Below are 19,207 nucleotides of genomic sequence, written 5' to 3' on the forward strand. Positions count from 1 at the left end.
GCGGATGAACCCGGGTCCCGGCTGGTTTGTGGATCATAGTGTCATATGGTCTTCGTCACAGCCGGGCCTGCGGATTGTCCTCCGGCTGCCTGAGGGTGAACCCAGTGGGCGGACAGGGACCAGCCAGGATCAGGGGGTGGCGGTCTTGTGCCACTTCCAGTGCGCGAGGGTCCGCAGCCGGATCAGCAGGGCCCGGGACTGTTCGGGACCGTAGGGCAGGATGGGGATTGCCTTCGTCATGTCCACCGATGCCTCGTCCATGGCCACCTTGGTGACCCGGACAGCGGTTCTCATCTTGTACAGCTGGGCGGTGACAAACTCCACCCCCACCGGATTGCCGTGGCCCGGGACAAACACCTCATAGAGGTCTTCCAGCGCCGCGATCTTTCCTAGCGTGCGAATCCAGTCCGCCGGATAGGAGTCCTCGAATCCAGGGTCCGCTCCCTCTTCGACCAGATCGCCCGTGAACAGCACATTGCCAGCACCCACGAGTAGATCGTTGTCAGTGTGGCCACGCCCCAGATGGAACAGGGTCACGGAGATTCCGCCCAGATCCAGGTCCACGGGGCTGCCCTCCACCAACCGGTTGGCCGGATGAATGGCCGTGTGCGGGCCGGCGTCGTTGGCCATGTCCGGCTCAAGGTCGGCCACAAGCCCCCGCTGTTGATCACCCGTCTGGGCGAGGTCCTCGGCACACCGCACCGTTGCCCAGATGTCTTCGACACCGTGGGCCGCAAAATAGGCGTTGCCGAACACATGGTCGAAGTGCGAGTGGGTGTTGACGGCGGTCACCGGGAGGTCCGTCAGCTCGCGGACAGCGTCGAGGATGCGAACCGCCTGGCCGGGACCAGCGCCAGTATCGATGACCAGGGCACGCTCCGTACCAATCACCAGCCCGGGGTTGATTCCGTAGCCAGCATCCCGCAGGATCCACGTCTGGGGACCCACGCTCCGCCATCGGGAGTCTGGATCAACTTCATGCGTGTCGGACATGGATTCCTCTCAACTGCTGTCGCTGCGCAGTACCTCGTGCGGGCATTTACGAGCCGGTGCGGCCACCGGGTATCAGGACTGCCTGCACCGGCGCGTGATCGGACGGCCACGCACCACCGTACCGGGTGACATTGATTCCTGCTCGCTGCACGCTGAAGTCGGGGGTGGCAAGGATCCAGTCGATGCGTTTAGTGCCCCGCTGCGGTTTCCCATAGTGGGGAAACGTGCCCCACTGCTCGGTGAGCTGACGGTTCGCCGCTCTCCAGGTGTCCACCAACCGGCCACCCTGGGTGAGAACGTCGTAGGCACCGGAGGGTGCATCGACGTTGAAATCGCCCGTCACGATCCCCGGCCGTTTTGTGTCCTGCACCAGGTGACGCAGGGTATCGGCTGAATAGAGGCGGGAACGCTTCGAAAGATGGTCAAGGTGTGTGTTGATGACCGTGAACTCCTGCCCGGAACCGACGTCGCTGAACACGGCGCGGACCGCGATCCGGGGGATCCGGTTGCCCCACGAGGTGGACCCGGGAACGTTCGGCGTGTTTGAGAGCGCCAACTGCTCCCACTCCAGCAGGGAAAGCCTGGTCCGGTCGTAGAACAGCGGGCACTGTTCACCCATTCCGTCGGCGTTCCGCCCGTGACCGATCCCCGTGTAGGCGGACCCCAGCCCTGACTGGACTGCATCCAGCTGGGTGGGGAGAGCCTCCTGCACACCGAGCAGGGTTGGCTGCTCATCCCGGAGCAGGCGTGTCACCAGTGGCGAGCGGACAGCCCAGGAGTCACGATGCCCGGGCAGCAAATGCGGCATTGACCGTCGGATATTGAAGGTCATCACATGGTATTCAGGGGCCGCCACCGGACCGATCAGCGGTGTGGTCGCCGCCCGACGGTGAGCTTCAGAGGTCCGCAAGCACTGTGCCTGGATTCTCAATCGCATCCGCAACATACCGAAGGAAGCCACCGGCCACCCCGCCGTCGCACACCCGGTGGTCGAAGGTCAGGGTGAGTTCGGTGATCTTCCGGACGGCCAGCTCGCCGCCGACCACCCACGGGCGGTCGATGATCCGCCCGATGCCCAGGATCGCGGCCTCCGGGTGATTGATGATCGCGGCGCTGCCGTCCACACCAAACACGCCGTAGTTGTTCAGGGTGAAGGTGCCCGAGGTCAGTTCGGCGGGGGTCGCCTTTCCTTCCCTGACGACGGCGGTAAGCCGCCGGATCTCGGTGTCCAGCCCGCGCGCGCTCAGGGCATCGGCCCGCTGCACACAGGGCACCATCAGCCCGCGAGGGGTCTGGGCTGCAATCCCGAGGTTCACCCCATCAAACCCGAGGATTTCCTGGCTCCCTCCCTCGTCGGTGATGATCCTGGTGTTCAACTCCGGGTACTTCGCCAGCCCGGCCGTCACGAACCGCGCTACGAAGGCCAACAGACCGGGAGTGCCGTCCGGATCGGTGCTTTTGAGCGAAGCGCGCAGGTCCATCAGTGCCGTGGCGTCGACGTCCACCCAGACCGTTGCCTCGGGTATTTCGCGCCGGCTGCGCGACATGTTGTCGGCGACCGTCTTCCGCACTCCCTTCACGGGCGTGCGGGTGGAGATGCCCAGGCCGGATTTGCGATCGGTCGAGGATTCCGCGGAGGGAACGCCCGGAGCTGCGGTTGCCGGAACGTCGGTTGCCGGAACGGCGGGCGCGGAAACAGCCGCGGTGGCTTCGCCGTCGGACGGCGGCTGGGCGGCGGACCGGCCGAGGTGCAACTCCACGTCCCGGCGCAGGACCATGCCGTCGGGGCCCGAACCGGTGAGGTCGACTGCCCGCAGGCCCGCATCCCGCGCGAGTTTGCGGACCAGCGGGGAGATAAACAGGGGTGCCTGGCGAGTGGACGCCTCATTGGCGGCGGCGTTGGGGGTGACGGCGACCTGCTGCGGGTTTGCGGCCGCACCCTGATGCTTGGGACGTCGCCGCCTCCCGGAGGCGAGCCCGCCGGGGGTGCCGTAGCCGATCAGGACATTTCCGGACCCCTCGTGGGGCGCAGGTGCGGCCATGGGTTCGCGGTCCTGGGGCGGGGTGATCCCCGCACGCTCTTCTTCCCGGTAGATCTCCTCGGCCGCCGTCGGCGACGTGACTCCGGCCTGGTCCGCGGGGCGGACTGAGATGAGCGGCTTCCCGACGTCGATTGTCTCGCCCGCGCTGCCGTGGAGTTTCTCGACCACCCCCGCGAACGGCGACGGCACCTCCACGACGGACTTCGCGGTTTCCACCTCTGCGATGGCCTGGTCCACCACGACGACGTCGCCCTCGGCGACCAGCCAGTTCACCAGTTCCGCCTCGGTCAGGCCCTCGCCCAGGTCGGGGAGATTAAAGACCTGCAGCCCGGTGGCCGGCGCCGGTGCGCTGGCAGTTGTAGCGCTCACGCCTGATCCTCCCACTGCAGTTCGTCGACGGTGTCAAGGATACGGTCAACGCTGGGCAGGAAGAAGTGTTCCAGCTTCGGTGACGGATACGGCACGTCGAATCCGGTCACCCGGCGCACAGGCGCCGCCAGCGAATGGAAGCAGCGCTCCTGGATGCGGGCCACGATCTCGGACGCGACGGACGCGAACCCGGGCGCTTCAGCGATCACCACAGCCCGTCCCGTCTTGCGCACACTCGCACAGACTGTTTCGTCATCGAACGGGACGATCGACCGCACATCGATCACCTCGAGCGACCGGCCCTCCTCAGCCGCTGCGGCAGCGGCGGCCATCGCGGTGGGTACCGACGGCCCATACGCGACCAGGGTCGCATCAGTGCCGGCGCGGGCCACTACGGCCCGGCCGATGCTCGGCGCCGCGGTGCTGGCTTCGAAGGTTTCTCTCAGTTCCGCCAGGTCCAGCACTTCCTTGGACCAGTACAGCTTTTTCGGTTCCAGGAAGACCACCGGATCCGGGTAGCTGATCGCCTCGCGCAACATGGTGTAGGCGTCCCTGACCGTTGCCGGCGCAAGGACTGTCAGACCAGGGGTGTGGGCGTAGTAGGACTCAGAGGAGTCACAGTGGTGCTCGACCCCGCCGATGCCGCCAGCGTAGGGGATGCGGATGACGATCGGCAGTTTGACCTTGCCCTTGGTGCGGTTCGGCATCTTGGCGACGTGGCTGACCACCTGCTCGAAGGCCGGGTAGGCGAACGCGTCGAACTGCATCTCGACCACGGGCCGGATCCCGTTCATCGCCATCCCGACTGCCATCCCCATGATCCCCGCCTCCGCGAGCGGAGTGTCGAAGCAGCGGCTGGTGCCGAACCGTGCGGTGAGCCCGTCGGTAATCCTGAACACGCCCCCCAGTGCGCCGACGTCTTCACCGAACATGACAACCGAACTGTCGGCTTCCATGGCATCGGCCAGTGCTGCGTTCAGGGCCTTGGCGAAAGTGACTGGCCCGGCGATGCGCGCCTCGGCCTGCCCCGGCTCGTTCAGCTCTCCAGCCTGCGGCGCGTCGGGCAGCTCCGCCGCAGCGTCGATCACCCGTTCGGTTGTATCGGTCATGGTGTCACTTCCTCGGAGGACTCTTCGCGGCTGAGTTCCCCGCGCAGGAGATCCGCCTGTTCGCGCAGCTGGCTGGTCTTTTCGGTGAAGACGAAGTTGAACAGGTCCTCGGGGTTCACCACTGGGTCAGTATTCAGGCCGTTCCTTAGGCTCGCAGCCATCTCCTCGGCGGCCGCGGCAATGCGGGCCTCGCCGTCGTCGTCAAGTACTGCCAGTTCCCGCAGATAGGTACGCATGCGGCTGAGCGGGTCCTTGGGAATCCACTTTTCCACATCGTCCTGGGAGCGGTAGCGCGACGGATCGTCGGCATTGGTGTGGGCCTGCATCCGGTACGTATGGGCCTCGACCAGCGTCGGTCCGCCACCGTCGCGTGCCCGTGTCACTGCCTTCCCGAGGACGGAGAGGAGGGCGGCGAGATCGTTGCCGTCCACCCGCTCGCCCGGCATTCCGTACCCGATCGCCTTGTGGGCGAGCGACGGTGCGACGGTCTGCGACTTCAGCGGGACCGATATGGCGTACTCATTGTTCTGGATGAGGAAGACCACCGGGACGTGGAATACTGCGGCGAAATTCAGTGCCTCATGGAAGTCCCCTTCGCTGGTGGCACCATCGCCGCAGAGGGCCAGTACCACGGTGTCTTCGCCTTTGAGCTTCGCCGCGTGGGCCACCCCAACAGCGTGGAGCAGCTGAGTGGCCAGCGGGGTGGCCTGGGTGGCTACCTTGTGTTCCAGTGGGTCATACCCCGAATGCCAGTCGCCGCGCAGGAGCGTCAGCACCTCCATCGGGTCTACCCCCCGGGTGATGACTGCGACGGTGTCCCGGTACGTGGGGAACAGCCAGTCCTGGCGATCAAGGACGACGGCGGCAGCCACCTGGCAAGCTTCCTGGCCATGGGAGGAGGGGTAGACGGCCATCCGGCCCTGCCGCACCAGGGCGTTCGCCTGATCATTGATCCGCCGTCCGACCACGAGCTTGCGATACGCGGCCAGGAGGCTCCCGCCGTCCGGCAGCGGATAGTCCGCGTGCGGGGTGTGGGTTCCGTTGGGGTCCACCAGTTGCACCGGTGTCGCCGAGGGAAGCATGGCTGCTTCAGCCGATTCCGGCTGCTCCGATGTCTTTGCGGTGCCGGGTGCCCTGTTGGTACCGGTCGAAATGGTCATGTCCGCCTCCGTCGCACCGCCCCGGTAGAGCGGTTGTTCTCCTGATCCGAGGGGCCCAGAAGATTCCGGGCACTGGATGCTGTGTAGTCCAATTATGGTCTGGGGTAGCTATTCGTATCTACCAACCGGCACATCTCTGGACTTCTACTCGCTAGAGGCATAATATTGTGGACGAATTGCTATTGTGAGCTGCGTTACGTAGGAAGGTGTGGACAAATAATGGACCAGCCCTTGGACGAAGTGGACCGGCGTATTCTTGCCGAGCTCACCAGGGATGGGAGGCTGTCCGTTACCGCGGTTGCGGAGAATGTCCACATTTCCCGTGCACACGCCTACTCCCGTATTGCCCGCCTCACCGAATCAGGTGTTCTGACCAAATTCACGGCCCTCATTGACCCCATCAAAGCCGGTCTTCGGTCCTCTGCCTACGTCACCCTGAAGGTGCAGCAGCACGCGTGGCGGGAACTCCGCGAACAACTCAGACTGGTTCCCGAGATCCATCACATTGCCCTGGTCGGCGGAGACTTCGACGTCATCCTGTTAGTGCGGGCCGAAGATAACGTGGGCCTCCGACGCGTCATTTTCGATCAACTCCAGTCCATGCCCGGAGTGATGGATACGCAGACCTTCCTGGTTTTCGAGGACATTGACACTCGGTGATCTACGGGGCGGCTGCGGGACCTCAGGTGAACTGGTGTGACCAAGGGGCGATCCTGACTGGTGGTGACATCCCGTTCTGAATGTCACCCTCCCCCATGAGACGCTGCGGAACCGCCCCTTGGCCACACCACCAGTAAAAGTCATTGCCTAGGTAAAATACTTTGAAACTAGGCTTTCATCGGCAATGTTCTCCCAAAAGTTATAAACAATTGAATCCGTTAGACGCCGGACGGGCTCGGCTGAGACTACTGGCACGGATACCTGAGCACGGTCCTCAGCCTTTGAAAACCGGCTTGCGCTTCTCCTGGAAGGCCGTGAAACCCTCGGCATAGTCCTCGCTGCTGCACAGGACCCCCTGGGCGGTGTTTTCCTCGTTGATCGAATCCCAGAGGCCGAGCCTACGGTCGCGGATGCTTGCCACCAGAGCTTTCGACGCGCGGAACGCCCCGGTGGCGCCCGAGGCCACCCGCTGCGCCGTCTCTCGGGTGCGCGGTAGGAGTTCCTCCGCCGGCATCACCCTGCTGAACAGGCCAGCAGCGACGGCGTCGGCGCCAGTCATCAGCTCGGCTGTGTAGATCAGGTCGAGGGTGCGGTGGGCGCCCAGCCGCTCGGTGAACAGCCAGTGCCCTCCGGAATCGAGGGTCGCCCCGAGATTGGCGAAAGGAGATCCCAGTTTCGCCGTGTCGGCGACATAGACCACATCCGTCGCGACCAGCAGTCCCAGTCCGACGCCTAGGCACGCCCCGTGTGCCGCTGCGAACGTGGGCGCCGGGAAGTCCGCCATTTTCCGGAGCAGGGGTGTGACGAGGCCGTCCAGGTAGGCGACGGCGTCGTCCGTTGCCGGTTCCACCCCCGAGATGTCGCGACCGGCGCAGAACGCCCTCCCCTCCCCGCGCAGGACCAGTGCCCGGACAGCTCCGGTGGCTGCCTTGGACGCCGCCTCGTCGTAGGCACGTGACAGCTCGGCAATGCCTGCTTCGTCCAGGGAGTTCAGTTTTGCAGGGGCATTGAGCACTATCTCGGCGACATTGTTCTGATAGGTCAGGTCGATCATGGTCGGGGCCTTCCGGTCGGGTGGATTCCAGCCTAGCGGGGACCGCACGCGCAGCGTCCTGCCGGGACGCTGCGCCCACACCGGGAAACCCGCCCAGAAGGGCATCCACCCGCCGGTTCGGGCCTGGTGGGTCCCTAGCTTGCCGAGGCGGACAGGGTGCCGCGGAGCACGCTGACGCCTGAATGCACCGGATCGCCGTCGAGCGGTTCATCCGAGACGTCCACGATGGGGAAAGCCGCCAGGTCAACGCTGTCCGGGATGGTGAAGGAGCTGGTACCGGCCCCGACCACCCCGAGGCTGTACATCTGCTGCAGGTCCGGCGCGATCAGCCACACCTCCTGGTAGCCAGCAACCAGGTCGTCGGTCACGGTGATTTCCAGCGTGCCGGCGCCGTCGTCATCGGCGTAGACGGTGGCGCTGCCCTGCGCGGTGAAGCCTTCCAAAGGATCCAGTTCACTCTGCGCCACCACGGCGGGGGCGGATTCCGCGCCCAACTGCTGCGCTGCCCAGACCGCTGCCGCACCGGTGAGGACTCCGACGGTCACTGCGGCGACCAGAAATCGTGAGGTGAACGTCCGCCGTCCGGCCCGCGGCTTGAGGGCCACCACGGTCGTATCGGGCTCCGCAGGATCGGCCGCGGTGGTTTCGGTGATTGGGTGTCCGGGCACTGTCGTGCTGGGCTGCGGGGTATTGCTGAGCGGGTCAGGGAGGAGGGAAGACTGCAGGCCCAGTTCCTGGTGGATCGCGGCCCACACCTGTGCGTCCGGCGATTCCAGCGGGGCTCCGATCACATCCCCCCGGGCGGCGAGGACCACACTGTTCAACTCCAGCACCTCGCCGGCGCAGGTATCACAGCGGTTCAGGTGACCCTGCGCCGCTGCGTCCAGGGGTTCGTCGAGGGCAGCCATACTGATGGTTCCCGGGTCAAGGTGCTGCATTCCAGGTCTCCAATCGGCTGCGTAGTTAGGTGAGGCTTCGGCGAATATGGCTCTTGACGGTTCCGAGGGGCAGATCCAGCCGTGAAGATATTTGTTGATGTGTTAAGTCTTCGTAGAAGGCGCGCCGAAGGATTGATTGCTGGGGTTCACCCAACAGCGAGAGTTCGGAATCGAGCACCTCCCGATTGGCCGACTCTCGATCTCGTCCGCACCCTGTTCGCTCACCCGGTGCTCTCCCACGGTGTGGGCCCGCTGCACAATTTTCTCGCTCTTCTAGCGAGCACCCTGCGCATCGGACACCACATTGCGGCTGATACCGAGCAACCACGCGGGCAGGCTCCCCGCCTCCGGGCTGTACCCGGAGCGGAACCGCCACGCCCTGACAAACACTTCCTGGGTAACATCGGACGCCGCCGCTCGGTCACCGAGCGAACGGAGAGCTACGGTGAAGATCAGCGGGGAGAAACTCTTGTAGGCGAGAGCCAACGCGTGTTCATCACCCGCCGAAAATTCGACATCGCGCTGCCGTGTCCAGTCATGGCCTGGAGGTGTCAAACTACTCTCCTTACGGCGCGGCCGCGTCTCTGGTGCCCTCTGAAATGGCATCCACGCTACTGGCCGGTCGCTCGTGCACGGACCGTTCAGAGCGGGGAGGCCGTCAGCACAACATTATCCTCATAATCATCTTTGTCTGCTAGCCAGTCCCCTCCGCAGGTGAGGATCATCAGCTGGTGCTCGCCGTCCCGCTGGAAGATCTGCGAAGTATCGAGGGTTGCCTTCGGTACATGCCTGACGTCGGTGACCTGGTACTGGACTGGCTCAGCGTTCTCGCGTCCGACGGTGATGATCGTGCCCATCGGCACGTCTTTCAGCTGGGTGAACGGCATCATTTCCGTCCCGATGTCTATGTGCGCGGCGAGAACAGCGTTCCCCGCGTCGGCACCCGGCACGGGGCCGTACCGGTACCACCCCGCCTCGTAGAAGCTGTCGGGAATTTCCATTTCGTTGTCACTCGCGATGCCTACGTCGATGACATCGACGGTGATGTCGGTGCCCGCAATATCAAGCGAAACAGGACGGGGCAAGGCTTCCGCCAGGGCTCCGGTGGCAGGGCGGATGTCGACACCAGCGGTGTCGACGTCTGCTTCAGGAGTGGCCGGAGCCTTCGTTTCCGGCAGTGCCGGCCCACTGGTTTCGCTCTCCGGGCGATCGCTCGCCTCGATGGTCGCCAGAGGTGTCGACCGTTCGACGGTGGTCGCGGGTTCGGCTTGGCCTGCGGGGTTGGCGCATCCACCAGCGAATAGTCCACATGACGTGGCGAGAACCATTGTAGTGAGGCGGAGGGACTTGTGCGGCAAGAGCTGGGGCTTTCGTGAGGGAGAGGTGGACAGGCGGGCAGGGTAAGGAGCGAGAGGGAGCCCCCACCCTGCCCACACTGGTTTACTTGCCGGCGCGGGCGGTACGCACCCGGGCGGCGACAGCTGCTCCCGACAGGAGCACGAGGCCGAGGGATCCCGCTCCGAGGATGGCTGCGGTATTGTCCTGCGCTGGACCGGCCTGTGCGCCGGGGACCGCCGCAGGGTCGGAGTGCAGTCCCTCGATCACCTGGGTGGCGAGGGCGAGATTGCCGTCCTCGAGGCTTCCCCAGGCGTAAACAATGGTCGCGGTGCCTTCACCGAGGGTCAGGTCTGCCGGGCCGATCACGGGGTCGGTGGTCCCGGTGGCCGCCACGGAGGCGGAAATGGTGCCGGGACGGTGGTCAGGGTTGCCTCGTCGGGATTGCTGAGGTTCTCCACCACCGCGGCATCGCCGGCGAGGACGTCGACCGCTGGCGCAGCGGCGGTGTGGCGGACGGTGAGCCGGGGCTGGCCGGCTTCCACAGCCGAAACGTCGTTCGTGTAGAAGTTAGCTGTGGGGGCACCCTCAGCATCGAGGTTGGCGGTGGCGGTGTAGTTGCCCCCCGCTGCCAACGTCACTGCGACAGGGCCGATCACAGGTTCGCTGGCGTCAGCGGCGTCGGACGCCGTCACTGCCAGTTCGTAATCCCCAGCTGGAAGTTCGAGGGGTCCAGCCAGCTCTCCGGGGGTGAAGTCGTCGAGGGTCAGGTCACCGTTGACGTAGACGTCGACCGTCAGGTCGGGGACAGCGTGAAGGACTGACAATGAGGCCGTGTCACCGGTTTCGGTGGCTACAGCCGGTGCTGCGACGGACGCAGCGCCGAGAACTGCTACTGCTCCTACTGCGTAAAGACTCTTTCGCATTTCTTGCTCCTCACTCGGGCCCAGAGGGCCTCCAGCTGATGCTTACACCGGTACTACCGTCGGTGGCGGCTCTTTGGATGCAGAAACATGAAAGTTTATGAAATAGCTCAGGCGTCGTAGTCCACCGAGACTGCGTCGCTGGTGGGTCGGGACTGGCAGGTGAGCACGTAGCCCTTCTCGATTTCGTCCGCCTCCAGCGCGTAGTTCTCTTCCATCTCCACGGTGCCGGAGACGAGTTTCGCGCGGCAGGTGCCGCAGACACCGCCGGCGCAGGCGAACGGCACATCAGGGCGCACCCGGAGCGCCGCGTTGAGAATTGACTCCCGGGCATGGGTGGGGCTGTCCACCTTGCCCTGCAACCCGTCGAGGTTGAAGGAGATGGTGTAATTGTCACCGCTATCGTCGGCGCGGACCGGACGGCCGATCTGCCCTTCCGGCCGGGTAGGCTCGCCGGTCGAAAAGAGCTCGAACCGGATCTTTTCGGGCGCCACACCCCGCTCCCCGAGAGTGTCTCGACACAGCTGGACGAGTTCAAAGGGCCCGCAGAGGAACCACTCGTCAACATCGTCGGTCCGGATCACCGTGCCCAGCAGCTTCTCTAGTTTGTCCGCGTCGATCCGTCCACTGAGCAACGGCGAAATCCGTTGTTCGCGGGACAGCACATGGTGCAGGGCAAACCGTGCCGGGTAGCGGTCTTTGAGGTCAGCGAGTTCTTCCAGGAACATCACGTCCATCGCTGCCTTGTTGGCATAGATCAAATCGAAGCGCACAAAATCGTTGGCGGCCAGGACCGTCCGGGCGATAGCGATCACCGGTGTGATGCCGGACCCGGCAGCCACGGCAACAAAGGTCGACTCCCCAGCGACGGTGAGGTTCTGCTGGAGGTGCTCGGGCCGGTTGAGCTCGTTCATTTCATGCTTGGAGATGAACTGCCCCATCGGGCTCATGACGTCGAGCCGGTCGCCAGCCTTCAGCGATTCGTTCGCCCAGCTGGAAAACACGCCGCCAAGGTCTTTCTTGATCGCCACCCGGATTTCCCCAGGCACCGGTTCGGCGCAGATGGAATAGCTACGGCGCACTTCGACGGGTGAGCCGTCGACATCGAGGGTGGTGCGCAAGGCAACGTACTGGCCCGGCAGGTAGTTGTACTTGTCGGTCAGATGGTCGGGGACGGCGAAGGTGACCTCGATGGCGTCGCCGGTGAGCCGTCTAACCTCGGCGACGGTGAGTTCGTTGAAGGCCGTGCGGCGCTGGGTGGACGGGGCGAGCTTGACTGCCATCTAGAGCACCTTGAAATAGTCGAAAGGTTCCTTGCAGTCCTGGCAGACATAGAGCGCCTTGCAGGAAGTGGAACCGAAGCGGGTGAGTTCGCGGGTATTGAGGGAGGAACACTGGGGGCACTTCACGCTGAGTCCCACCCGGATGGGTCCCGCCGCAGCGAGGCCGGTGGGCGGGGCAATGCCGTACTCGTCCAGTTTGGCTTTGCCGGCACTGGTCATCCAGTCGGTGGTCCAGGCCGGAGCGAGCGTGAGCCGCACCCGGACATCGCTGTACCCGTGTCCGGCGAGCGCACACGTGACGTCATCCCGGATCGCGTCCATGGCGGGGCAGCCCGAATAGGTGGGCGTAATGGTCACGGTGACGGCGCCGTCGTCGTCGACCGTTGCCTGGCGCAGGATGCCCAAATCCTCGATAGTGAGGACCGGGATCTCGGGGTCAACCACGGTGGCGGCGATGTCCCAGACACGGGCGGTCGCGGCGTCGACGGGGCGATGCGCGGTGTTGGTACTGCCAGTGTTGGTACTGCCAGTGTTGGTGCTGCTGATCTCAATGCTCATGGCTGTAGCCTCCGTTACCAGGTGGCGCCGGGGTGCTCGCGGGCGAGCACCTGCATTTCGGCGAGCAGGTAGCCGAGGTGTTCGCTGTGCTTGCCGGCGCGGCCGCCACCAACCGCAGCGGGTACCTGGGGGATGTCCAGTTCGGCCTCGGCGAATAGTGAACCGATGAGGGAGTCGAACGGCGCGCGGAGGGTGCTCGGGCGGACCGCCGCGTCACCGAGGGTGTCGATGAGCTGGTCGTCGACGAACAGTTCCTCGACGTAGGGCCAGGTCAGTTTCAGCCCGGCGATCATGCGGCGGCGGGACTCGTCGGTGCCCAGGGCAAGGCGCAGCACCCACTGGCTGCTGTGGTCGCGGTGGTAATCCACTTCCTTGACGGCCTTCGCGGCGATAGCCGCCAGGGTGGCGTCGGACGAATGCATCAGCCGGGAGTACAGCTCGAACTGGTAGTGCGAAACCACCAACTGGCGGGCGATGGTGCGGGCGAAATCGCCGTTCGGCTGGACAAACAGGTGCGCGCAGCGGAACTGAGGTTCGCGGCGGAAGTAGGCCAGATCGTCCTCGGTCTTGTCGAGGCCATGGCCTGCATAGCTGAGGAAGGACCGGGCGTGGCCAATCAGGTCCAGGGCAATGTTGCCCAGTGCCACGTCCTCTTCCAGTTCCGGTGCCCGTGAGATCCACCAGCCGAGCCGTTGGGAGAGGATCAGCGAGTCGTCACCGAGGCGCAGCGCGTACTCGGCCACGTCGGTGCTCGGCCGCAGGTCCGCGGCGGCGATGTCCTCGGGGCGCAAGGCGTTCCCCGGAGTGATCCGGGTGGCGCTGGTGTTGGATTCATTCACAGGTGCTTCACCCCATCGCTCTTCGTGTAATAGGTCGCATGCCGGTAGTCCTTGCCCTGCGGGGATTCGAAGAACTGGCCCTTGGCGTCGGGATCGCTGGTGATGATCGACGACGCCGGCACCACCCACAGACTGACGCCCTCGTTGCGCCGGGTGTACAGGTCCCGTGCGTTCCTGACGGCCATCTCGGCGTCGGGGGCGTGCAGGGAGCCAGCGTGAACGTGCGACAGACCGCGGGAGGATCTGACGAAGACCTCCCATAGCGGCCAGGGCTGGCGCTTCTCGGGAGCTACCGGGGCTGGTGCCACCGAACCGTCGTCGCCTGTGGTTGAACCGCCGGTCATCTAGGCCGCCTTCTGCTGTGTTGCCGCTGCGGCTCGTTTGTCGGCGTAGGCCGCCGCTGCTTCGCGCACCCAGGCGCCATCTTCGTGGGCTTCACGACGGCGTTCCATCCGCTGGGCGTTGCAGGGACCCCTGCCGGCGAGAACTTCCTTGAACTCGTCCCAGTCGAGTGGGGCGTGCTCCCACTGCTGGGTGTCCTCGTTGAACCGGATCTGGTCATCAGGGAGGGTCAGGCCGAGGACCTTCACCTGCTCCACCATCATGCCCACAAAGCGTGAGCGGAGTTCGTCGTTGGAGAACCGCTTGATGTTCCAGGCCATCGACTGCTTGGAGTTGGGCGAATCATCGTCGGGCGGGCCGAACATCATCAGCGAGGGGGCATACCAGCGGTTGACGGCGTCCTGGGCCATTTCCTTCTGGGCCGGGGTGCCGTTCGCGAGTTCCAGCAGGATCTCGAAGCCCTGGCGCTGATGGAAAGATTCTTCCTTGCAGATCCTCACCATGGCGCGGCCGTAGGGGCCGTAGGAGGCCCGGCAGAGCGGCACCTGGTTGGCGATCGCGGCGCCGTCGACCAGCCAGCCGATGGCACCCATGTCCGCCCAGGTGACGGCGGGGTAGTTGAAGATGCTTGAGTAGCGGGCCTTACCCGCGATCAGATCCTCGGTCATCTTGTCCCGGGGCGTGCCCAGGGTTTCGGCGGCCGAGTAGAGGTACAGGCCGTGGCCAGCCTCGTCCTGTACCTTGGCCATGAGGATGGCCTTGCGCTTGAGCGAGGGAGCGCGGGAGATCCAGTTGGCCTCGGGCTGCATGCCGATGATCTCGGAGTGTGCGTGCTGGGAGATCTGCCGCGCAAGGGTCTTCCGGTAGGCCTCGGGCATCCAGTCGCGGGGCTCGATCCGTGAGTCCTCGCTGATGAGTCGCTCGAACTGTTCCCGTCCGGCGCGCTCGTCTTCGGTCTCGTTGGCTGATTCGGCCGGCGTCTGGCCAACTGCTGGTGCTGTTGCCATGGTGGTCACCTCACTGTGAGCGTCAAAAGTACGCGATGTCGGCCGCAGGGTAATTACCGACCGTTCGTTCAGGATATCGGGACGGCCACCGGACAGTCAACAGTCAGTGAAGTTATCCTCGAACTAGGTAGACAGCCTGACTAGTTAGTGCAACTATATAGCCGTGACTGACAAACACGTGACTGACAAACAATGGCCCAGCGAGTGGATGCGGGGCGTACTCGGCATGAGTGTGCTCAAGGTCCTCGACGGCGGACCCACCTACGGCTACGCGATTGCCGCCGCCCTGGCGGAAGCGGGGTTGGGCTCGATCAAGGGCGGCACCCTGTATCCCCTGCTGACCCGATTCGAAGCGGCACAGCTGGTCACCACCGAGTGGCGAGCCGGGGACGGCGGCCCGGGCCGCAAGTACTTCTCGCTCACCGACGCCGGCCGCGCCGAGCTGGCTCAGCAAGCCACCGACTGGCGGGCCTTCACCGCCCAGACACTGACCCACCTGAACGGAGACACCCAGTGAACGACACCAAAAAGGACCAGCAGTGGTTGACGGATTTTGTTCTTGAGCTTTCCCACCGGGGAGTCAACGGCCGGGATATTGGTGATGCCAAGGCATCAGTCGAATCCCATCTGGCCGATAGTGGGGAATCTGCTGCGGAGTCCTTCGGGGACCCGGTGGCCTATGCGCAGGCCCTCGAGCTGCCCACCACACCGGAGCCAGGTTTCCCCCGGATACTCATCCCCGCGTTGCTGGGCATCTTCGGACTGCTGATCTACCTCCCCTCGATCTCGGCTGCAACCCAGGGCGAACCGGTGAGCTTCAGCGGGGTCGAGTTCGCCGTGTTCCTGGTTCTCGGGATCGCCATGCTCCTGATTGCGAGGAACATTTTCACGATGGTGAGGAAGTGGTGGGTGCTGCTTGCGATCTGGCTGGCGGTCGTGGGCTTTGGCGTCCTGGCATCGGTCCTGCCGGGACTTCTCGGTCTTCCACTGTGGGAAGCCCCGGCCGTTCCCGCGTCCATCCTGTCGGGCGCAATAATCATCGGCGCTGGATTCTGGACCCGTGCGTCGGTCAATAGCAGCGAGGGAATCGTCCGCCCGGCCAATGCTGGCGTTCCGGAACAGGAAACGGCCGTGGAACGAGCGGTGGTTGCAGCCGTGCCTTGGCTGATGGCCATCGGCGCGGGCATTTTCACCGCTGGCGCCTTCCTGTCCGCCTGAGCCGCAACCCCCGGCTCTCTGACACCCCACCAGGGCGTACCGGATCCCCCAGGTGCTGCCGCCGTCGTCGGCCATTGACCGGCGCGTCGCAGCCCGCCACGCGGTGTGGGCCGCAGAACCTGGGGAAACCTGCACGCCGGAGTCTCTGGCAGGATGGATTCCATGACTGCAGAGACGCATTTTCCCGCCCCGCCCGTCGCCAAGAAGGTTCCGACGGAGCGCGTGCACCATTCGGACACCTTCGTGGATGAGTATGAGTGGCTGCGGGAAAAGGAAAGCCCCGAGGTGGTTGCCCACCTCACCGCCGAGAACGAGTACACCCAGGCCGTGACCGCTGGCCAGGAGAAGCTCCGGCAGGACATCTTCACCGAGATCAAGAACCGCACGCAGGAGACCGACCTGTCGGTTCCCTCCCGCAAACGGGGCTGGTGGTATTACGCCCGCACCGAGGAGGGCAAACAGTATGCCATCAACTGCCGGGTCGCTGCCGCTGACACCGGGGACCTCAACAGGGACTGGACCCCACCGGAAATAGTCCCGGGCCAGCCGATCGACGGCGAACAGATCATGCTGGACGGCAACGCCGAGGCCGAGGGAAAGCCGTTCTTCTCTCTCGGCGGGCTGGCTGTCACCGAGGACGGGCACCTGCTGGCCTACTGCGAGGACAACGCCGGCGACGAGCGATTCACCCTGCGGATCAAGGACCTGCGCACCGGCGAACTGCTTCCCGACGTAGTGCCCCACATCTTCTACGGCCTGGCATTCTCCCCTGATGGCACCCAGGTGTTCTACACGGTGGTCGACGACTCGTGGCGCCCGTACCAAATCAAGTCCCACACCCTCGGCACCCCGGTGGAACAGGACGCTGTGGTGTACCAGGAGGACGACGTCGCGATGTGGACCGGTTTCGACCTGTCCGCCGACCGCTCGCAGCTCATCATCGGCATCGGCTGCTCCGAGTACAGCGAGTACCGCGTGCTCGACCTGGCCAACCCGTCCGCCGGTCTCCTCACGCTGATCCCGCGCAGCGAGAAGGTGCTCTACGAGGCGGATCCAGTGACGATCGACGGCGAGCGCCACTACGTGCTGACCCACAACCGGAACGCCAAGAACTCGATGGTCAGCCTCGCCGCCGAATCCGAGTTCAGGAAGCCGCTCGCCGACCAGCAGTGGCGGACCGTGGTGGAGCACGACGACGCCGTCCGCGTCGGTGGCGTCGCCGTCACCTCCACACACCTCGTCGTCTCTGTCCGCAAGGACACCATCGAGCGGGTCCAGGTGCTCCCGCTCGAGGGGCTCGGGACCACCACCCAGCCCGTCCCCGAGGAACCAGCATTCGATGAGGAGCTGTTCACCTGTCACCTGGCCGACGCGGAGTTCGACTCACCGATCATCAGGCTCTCCTACACCTCGTTCTTCACTCCCCCACGCGTTTACGACTATGTGCTCGACACCGGCAGCCTGCTGCTCCGCAAGCAGACCGAGGTGCGCGGCGGATACCGGCCGGAGGACTACGTGGCCGAGCGGCAATGGGCCACCGCCACCGACGGTACCCTGGTGCCGCTCTCGGTGCTGCGGCGAGCTGACCTTCCTGCGAATGGCAGCAACCCGGCGCTGGTGTACGCCTACGGCAGCTACGAGATCAGCATGGATCCCGGCTTCTCCATCTCGCGGCTTTCGCTCCTGGACCGCGGCGTGGTCTTCGTCGTCGCGCACATCAGGGGTGGTGGCGAGATGGGCCGTACCTGGTATGAGGGCGGCAAGAAGCTCACCAAGAAGAACACGTTCACCGACTTCGTGGACGCCACCCGCCACGTGGCGGCGTCACCCTTCGTTGATCCGGCCCGGATCGCCGCCATGGGCGGGTCGGCGGGTGGCCTGCTGATGGGCGCCATCACCAACCTTGCACCCGAAATGTACCGGGCGGTCGTGGCCCAGGTGCCGTTCGTCGACGCGCTGACCACCATCCTCGATCCCGAGCTGCCGTTGTCGGCCCTGGAATGGGAAGAATGGGGCAACCCCATCACCGACCCCGAGGTGTACCGGTACATGAAGGAATACACCCCCTACGAGAACATCCAGTCGACCGCCTACCCCCGGATTGCCGCGGTAACCAGCTTCAACGACACGCGGGTGCTGTACGTGGAGCCCGCCAAGTGGGTGGCTAAACTCCGTGAAACGACCACCGGCAGCGAACCGATCCTCCTGAAGACCGAGATGGACGGCGGACACGGCGGCGCCAGTGGCCGGTACGAGAAATGGAAGGACGTTGCCTGGGACTACGCCTTTGTGGCCGCCGCACTGGGCGCCGAGGAGCGCCTCACCACCAGTTCAGCGGGATAGATGACCGGATCAGGGTGGGTGCCAGGCGCTTCGATTTCCTCGAGGAGCATGGCACCCGCCTTTGCTGCCATCTCCGCCATCGGTTGGGTGATGGTGGACAGGGTCGGGTTGGCCAAGGCTGAAATGCTGTGGTTGTCGTAACCCAGGAGCGCTACATCGCCGGGCACCTGCAGGCCACGATCGCGAAGCACCTCGAGCGCTCCCACGGCCATCAGGTCAGAAGCAGCAAAAATGGCGTCGGTTCCGGGCACAGCATCCATCAGCCGCCGGGTTGCTGCTGCTGCCCCCACCGTGGTGAAGTCAGCGAACTCGACGGGGCTCGGCGCCAGGCCTGCCTCGCGTAGCCCGGCCTGCCAACCGCGAAGTCGGTCCACTGCTGCGGTCATATCGGCGGGGCCCGCGATAGTGGCGGGGCGCTTACTTCCCGCCGCGATCAGATGACGCGCCGCCTGGATGCCTCCCCCGTAATTGTCGGTGTCGACATAGGTCAGGCCCGGACCGCTCTGCCATGGCCTGCCGATGAAAATCATCGGCAGGCCACTTTCTGCAAGTGGACCAACCCAACTGTCACCCTGATGGTGAGAGACCACGATTGCCCCGTCCACGTGACCACCGCGCAAATAGCGGACGGTCCTCGCGGAATCGTCGCTGCGCGACATCAGCAGGACCATCTGCACATCGGTATCTCTGAGTGATTCGGTAACACCGGTAATCACCATCGCAAAGAACGGGTCCATCATGACCCGCATGTCAGGTTCGGGAATCACCAGCGCTATGGAGGAGGTACGCCGGGTGACCAGCGACCGGGCGGCGCGGTTGGGCGTGTAGGCGAGGGCGACAACAGCAGCGTCAACCGCCGCCTGGGCCTCGGGGCTCACCCTGCTCCCACCATTGATGGCGCGCGACGCCGTCGACCGGGACACGCCGGCGGCCGCCGCCAAATCCTCAAGAGTGGGAGTGGACTTGGCAGCCAACGGCTGGGCAAGTCCGAGACGCTCTGTTCGTCGCTGCTGATCTTCCATCATTTAGAGGAT

20 protein-coding genes and 1 pseudogene are annotated in these 19,207 nt (G+C 64.8%); 4 read left to right on the plus strand and 17 right to left on the minus strand.

Annotated features, from left to right (window positions below; all coding sequences use genetic code 11):
• Positions 1-129 precede the first annotated feature (129 nt).
• From IWX64_RS01300 to pdhA, 5 genes are read right to left on the minus strand one after another with little or no spacing between them, the layout of a single operon-like run.
• Entirely contained in the window at positions 130-993 is an 864-nt protein-coding gene (locus IWX64_RS01300) for an MBL fold metallo-hydrolase (RefSeq protein ID WP_196865343.1), read from the minus strand.
• A gap of 46 nt (positions 994-1,039) precedes the next feature.
• Complete coding sequence (locus tag IWX64_RS01305; RefSeq protein WP_245345558.1) at positions 1,040-1,903, minus strand: endonuclease/exonuclease/phosphatase family protein; 864 nt, start codon at positions 1,901-1,903, stop codon at positions 1,040-1,042.
• Positions 1,890-3,404, minus strand: a complete 1,515-nt coding sequence (locus tag IWX64_RS01310; RefSeq protein ID WP_334683062.1) for a dihydrolipoamide acetyltransferase family protein — start codon at positions 3,402-3,404, stop codon at positions 1,890-1,892. The genes IWX64_RS01305 and IWX64_RS01310 overlap by 14 nt, the downstream gene beginning before the upstream one ends.
• Positions 3,401-4,513, minus strand: a complete 1,113-nt coding sequence (locus IWX64_RS01315; RefSeq protein ID WP_281064514.1) for an alpha-ketoacid dehydrogenase subunit beta — start codon at positions 4,511-4,513, stop codon at positions 3,401-3,403. The genes IWX64_RS01310 and IWX64_RS01315 overlap by 4 nt, the downstream gene beginning before the upstream one ends.
• Positions 4,510-5,673 carry a pyruvate dehydrogenase (acetyl-transferring) E1 component subunit alpha gene (gene pdhA, locus IWX64_RS01320; RefSeq protein WP_196865345.1) on the minus strand — a complete coding sequence of 388 codons (1,164 nt, stop codon included), beginning with the start codon at positions 5,671-5,673 and terminating at the stop codon, positions 4,510-4,512. Before pdhA ends, IWX64_RS01315 begins: the two co-directional genes overlap by 4 nt.
• Before the next feature lie 219 nt (positions 5,674-5,892).
• Here pdhA and IWX64_RS01325 point away from each other — a divergent pair, with 219 nt between their 5' ends.
• Positions 5,893-6,333 carry an Lrp/AsnC family transcriptional regulator gene (locus tag IWX64_RS01325; protein ID WP_196865346.1) on the plus strand — a complete coding sequence of 147 codons (441 nt, stop codon included), beginning with the start codon at positions 5,893-5,895 and terminating at the stop codon, positions 6,331-6,333.
• Positions 6,334-6,607: 274 nt separating this feature from the next.
• On the opposite strand, the gene IWX64_RS01330 is transcribed toward IWX64_RS01325, so the two are convergent.
• The 11 genes and pseudogenes from IWX64_RS01330 to paaA all read right to left on the minus strand — a co-directional run bounded on the left by IWX64_RS01330 (position 6,608) and on the right by paaA (position 14,612).
• Entirely contained in the window at positions 6,608-7,387 is a 780-nt protein-coding gene (locus tag IWX64_RS01330) for an enoyl-CoA hydratase/isomerase family protein (protein ID WP_196865589.1), read from the minus strand.
• Between the two features lie 134 nt (positions 7,388-7,521).
• Entirely contained in the window at positions 7,522-8,325 is an 804-nt protein-coding gene (locus tag IWX64_RS01335) for an anti-sigma factor domain-containing protein (RefSeq protein WP_196865347.1), read from the minus strand.
• Positions 8,326-8,350: 25 nt separating this feature from the next.
• Positions 8,351-8,701: a sigma factor-like helix-turn-helix DNA-binding protein gene (locus tag IWX64_RS16880; protein WP_334683066.1), complete on the minus strand. Its 351-nt coding sequence runs from the start codon at positions 8,699-8,701 to the stop codon at positions 8,351-8,353.
• A complete protein-coding gene (locus IWX64_RS16885; RefSeq protein WP_245345557.1) occupies positions 8,599-8,880 on the minus strand; it encodes an RNA polymerase sigma factor in 282 nt (93 codons plus the stop codon). The genes IWX64_RS16880 and IWX64_RS16885 overlap by 103 nt, the downstream gene beginning before the upstream one ends.
• Before the next feature lie 86 nt (positions 8,881-8,966).
• Positions 8,967-9,653 carry a class F sortase gene (locus IWX64_RS01345; RefSeq protein WP_334683067.1) on the minus strand — a complete coding sequence of 229 codons (687 nt, stop codon included), beginning with the start codon at positions 9,651-9,653 and terminating at the stop codon, positions 8,967-8,969.
• Between the two features lie 112 nt (positions 9,654-9,765).
• A pseudogene (locus IWX64_RS01350) lies at positions 9,766-10,586 on the minus strand (DUF4397 domain-containing protein).
• A gap of 107 nt (positions 10,587-10,693) precedes the next feature.
• The gene (gene paaE, locus IWX64_RS01355; protein WP_196865348.1) at positions 10,694-11,866 is read right to left on the minus strand and encodes a 1,2-phenylacetyl-CoA epoxidase subunit PaaE; all 1,173 of its coding nucleotides are present in this window, start codon (positions 11,864-11,866) and stop codon (positions 10,694-10,696) included.
• The gene (gene paaD, locus IWX64_RS01360; protein ID WP_196865349.1) at positions 11,867-12,424 is read right to left on the minus strand and encodes a 1,2-phenylacetyl-CoA epoxidase subunit PaaD; all 558 of its coding nucleotides are present in this window, start codon (positions 12,422-12,424) and stop codon (positions 11,867-11,869) included.
• 14 nt (positions 12,425-12,438) lie between these two features.
• Complete coding sequence (paaC, locus tag IWX64_RS01365) at positions 12,439-13,263, minus strand: 1,2-phenylacetyl-CoA epoxidase subunit PaaC (RefSeq protein WP_196865350.1); 825 nt, start codon at positions 13,261-13,263, stop codon at positions 12,439-12,441.
• On the minus strand, positions 13,260-13,607 hold the full coding sequence (paaB, locus tag IWX64_RS01370) for a 1,2-phenylacetyl-CoA epoxidase subunit PaaB (protein ID WP_209728798.1): 348 nt from the start codon (positions 13,605-13,607) through the stop codon (positions 13,260-13,262). Before paaB ends, paaC begins: the two co-directional genes overlap by 4 nt.
• A complete protein-coding gene (paaA, locus tag IWX64_RS01375) occupies positions 13,608-14,612 on the minus strand; it encodes a 1,2-phenylacetyl-CoA epoxidase subunit PaaA (protein WP_196865351.1) in 1,005 nt (334 codons plus the stop codon). It abuts the gene before it with no gap.
• A 208-nt stretch (positions 14,613-14,820) separates the two neighbouring features.
• On the opposite strand from paaA, the gene IWX64_RS01380 reads away from it, so the two are divergent.
• The 3 genes from IWX64_RS01380 to IWX64_RS01390 all read left to right on the plus strand — a co-directional run bounded on the left by IWX64_RS01380 (position 14,821) and on the right by IWX64_RS01390 (position 18,173).
• Positions 14,821-15,129, plus strand: coding sequence for a PadR family transcriptional regulator (locus IWX64_RS01380; RefSeq protein WP_196865592.1), 309 nt, complete (start codon positions 14,821-14,823; stop codon positions 15,127-15,129).
• Positions 15,126-15,830: a hypothetical protein gene (locus IWX64_RS01385; RefSeq protein WP_196865352.1), complete on the plus strand. Its 705-nt coding sequence runs from the start codon at positions 15,126-15,128 to the stop codon at positions 15,828-15,830. Before IWX64_RS01380 ends, IWX64_RS01385 begins: the two co-directional genes overlap by 4 nt.
• 162 nt (positions 15,831-15,992) lie before the next feature.
• Positions 15,993-18,173 (plus strand): S9 family peptidase, encoded by a 2,181-nt coding sequence (locus tag IWX64_RS01390; RefSeq protein WP_196865353.1) that lies wholly within the window; start codon positions 15,993-15,995, stop codon positions 18,171-18,173.
• Here IWX64_RS01390 and IWX64_RS01395 read toward each other — a convergent pair.
• Positions 18,110-19,198, minus strand: coding sequence for a LacI family DNA-binding transcriptional regulator (locus tag IWX64_RS01395; protein ID WP_196865354.1), 1,089 nt, complete (start codon positions 19,196-19,198; stop codon positions 18,110-18,112). The genes IWX64_RS01390 and IWX64_RS01395 overlap by 64 nt on opposite strands.
• Between the last annotated feature and the right edge of the window lie 9 nt (positions 19,199-19,207).

It is taken from the genome of Arthrobacter sp. CAN_A212 (assembly GCF_015752345.1).
Lineage (GTDB): Bacteria > Actinomycetota > Actinomycetes > Actinomycetales > Micrococcaceae > Arthrobacter_D.

Coding starts and splice junctions, on each gene's coding strand:
- IWX64_RS01300 (WP_196865343.1), bottom strand. CDS start 993: ATGTCCGACACGCATGAAGTTGATCCAGACTCCCGATGGCGGAGCGTG.
- IWX64_RS01315 (WP_281064514.1), bottom strand. CDS start 4,513: ATGACCGATACAACCGAACGGGTGATCGACGCTGCGGCGGAGCTGCCC.
- pdhA (WP_196865345.1), bottom strand. CDS start 5,673: ATGACCATTTCGACCGGTACCAACAGGGCACCCGGCACCGCAAAGACA.
- IWX64_RS01325 (WP_196865346.1), top strand. CDS start 5,893: ATGGACCAGCCCTTGGACGAAGTGGACCGGCGTATTCTTGCCGAGCTC.
- IWX64_RS01330 (WP_196865589.1), bottom strand. CDS start 7,387: ATGATCGACCTGACCTATCAGAACAATGTCGCCGAGATAGTGCTCAAT.
- IWX64_RS01335 (WP_196865347.1), bottom strand. CDS start 8,325: ATGCAGCACCTTGACCCGGGAACCATCAGTATGGCTGCCCTCGACGAA.
- IWX64_RS01345 (WP_334683067.1), bottom strand. CDS start 9,653: ATGGTTCTCGCCACGTCATGTGGACTATTCGCTGGTGGATGCGCCAAC.
- paaE (WP_196865348.1), bottom strand. CDS start 11,866: ATGGCAGTCAAGCTCGCCCCGTCCACCCAGCGCCGCACGGCCTTCAAC.
- paaD (WP_196865349.1), bottom strand. CDS start 12,424: ATGAGCATTGAGATCAGCAGCACCAACACTGGCAGTACCAACACTGGC.
- paaB (WP_209728798.1), bottom strand. CDS start 13,607: ATGACCGGCGGTTCAACCACAGGCGACGACGGTTCGGTGGCACCAGCC.
- paaA (WP_196865351.1), bottom strand. CDS start 14,612: ATGGCAACAGCACCAGCAGTTGGCCAGACGCCGGCCGAATCAGCCAAC.
- IWX64_RS01380 (WP_196865592.1), top strand. CDS start 14,821: ATGCGGGGCGTACTCGGCATGAGTGTGCTCAAGGTCCTCGACGGCGGA.
- IWX64_RS01390 (WP_196865353.1), top strand. CDS start 15,993: ATGACTGCAGAGACGCATTTTCCCGCCCCGCCCGTCGCCAAGAAGGTT.
- IWX64_RS01395 (WP_196865354.1), bottom strand. CDS start 19,198: ATGATGGAAGATCAGCAGCGACGAACAGAGCGTCTCGGACTTGCCCAG.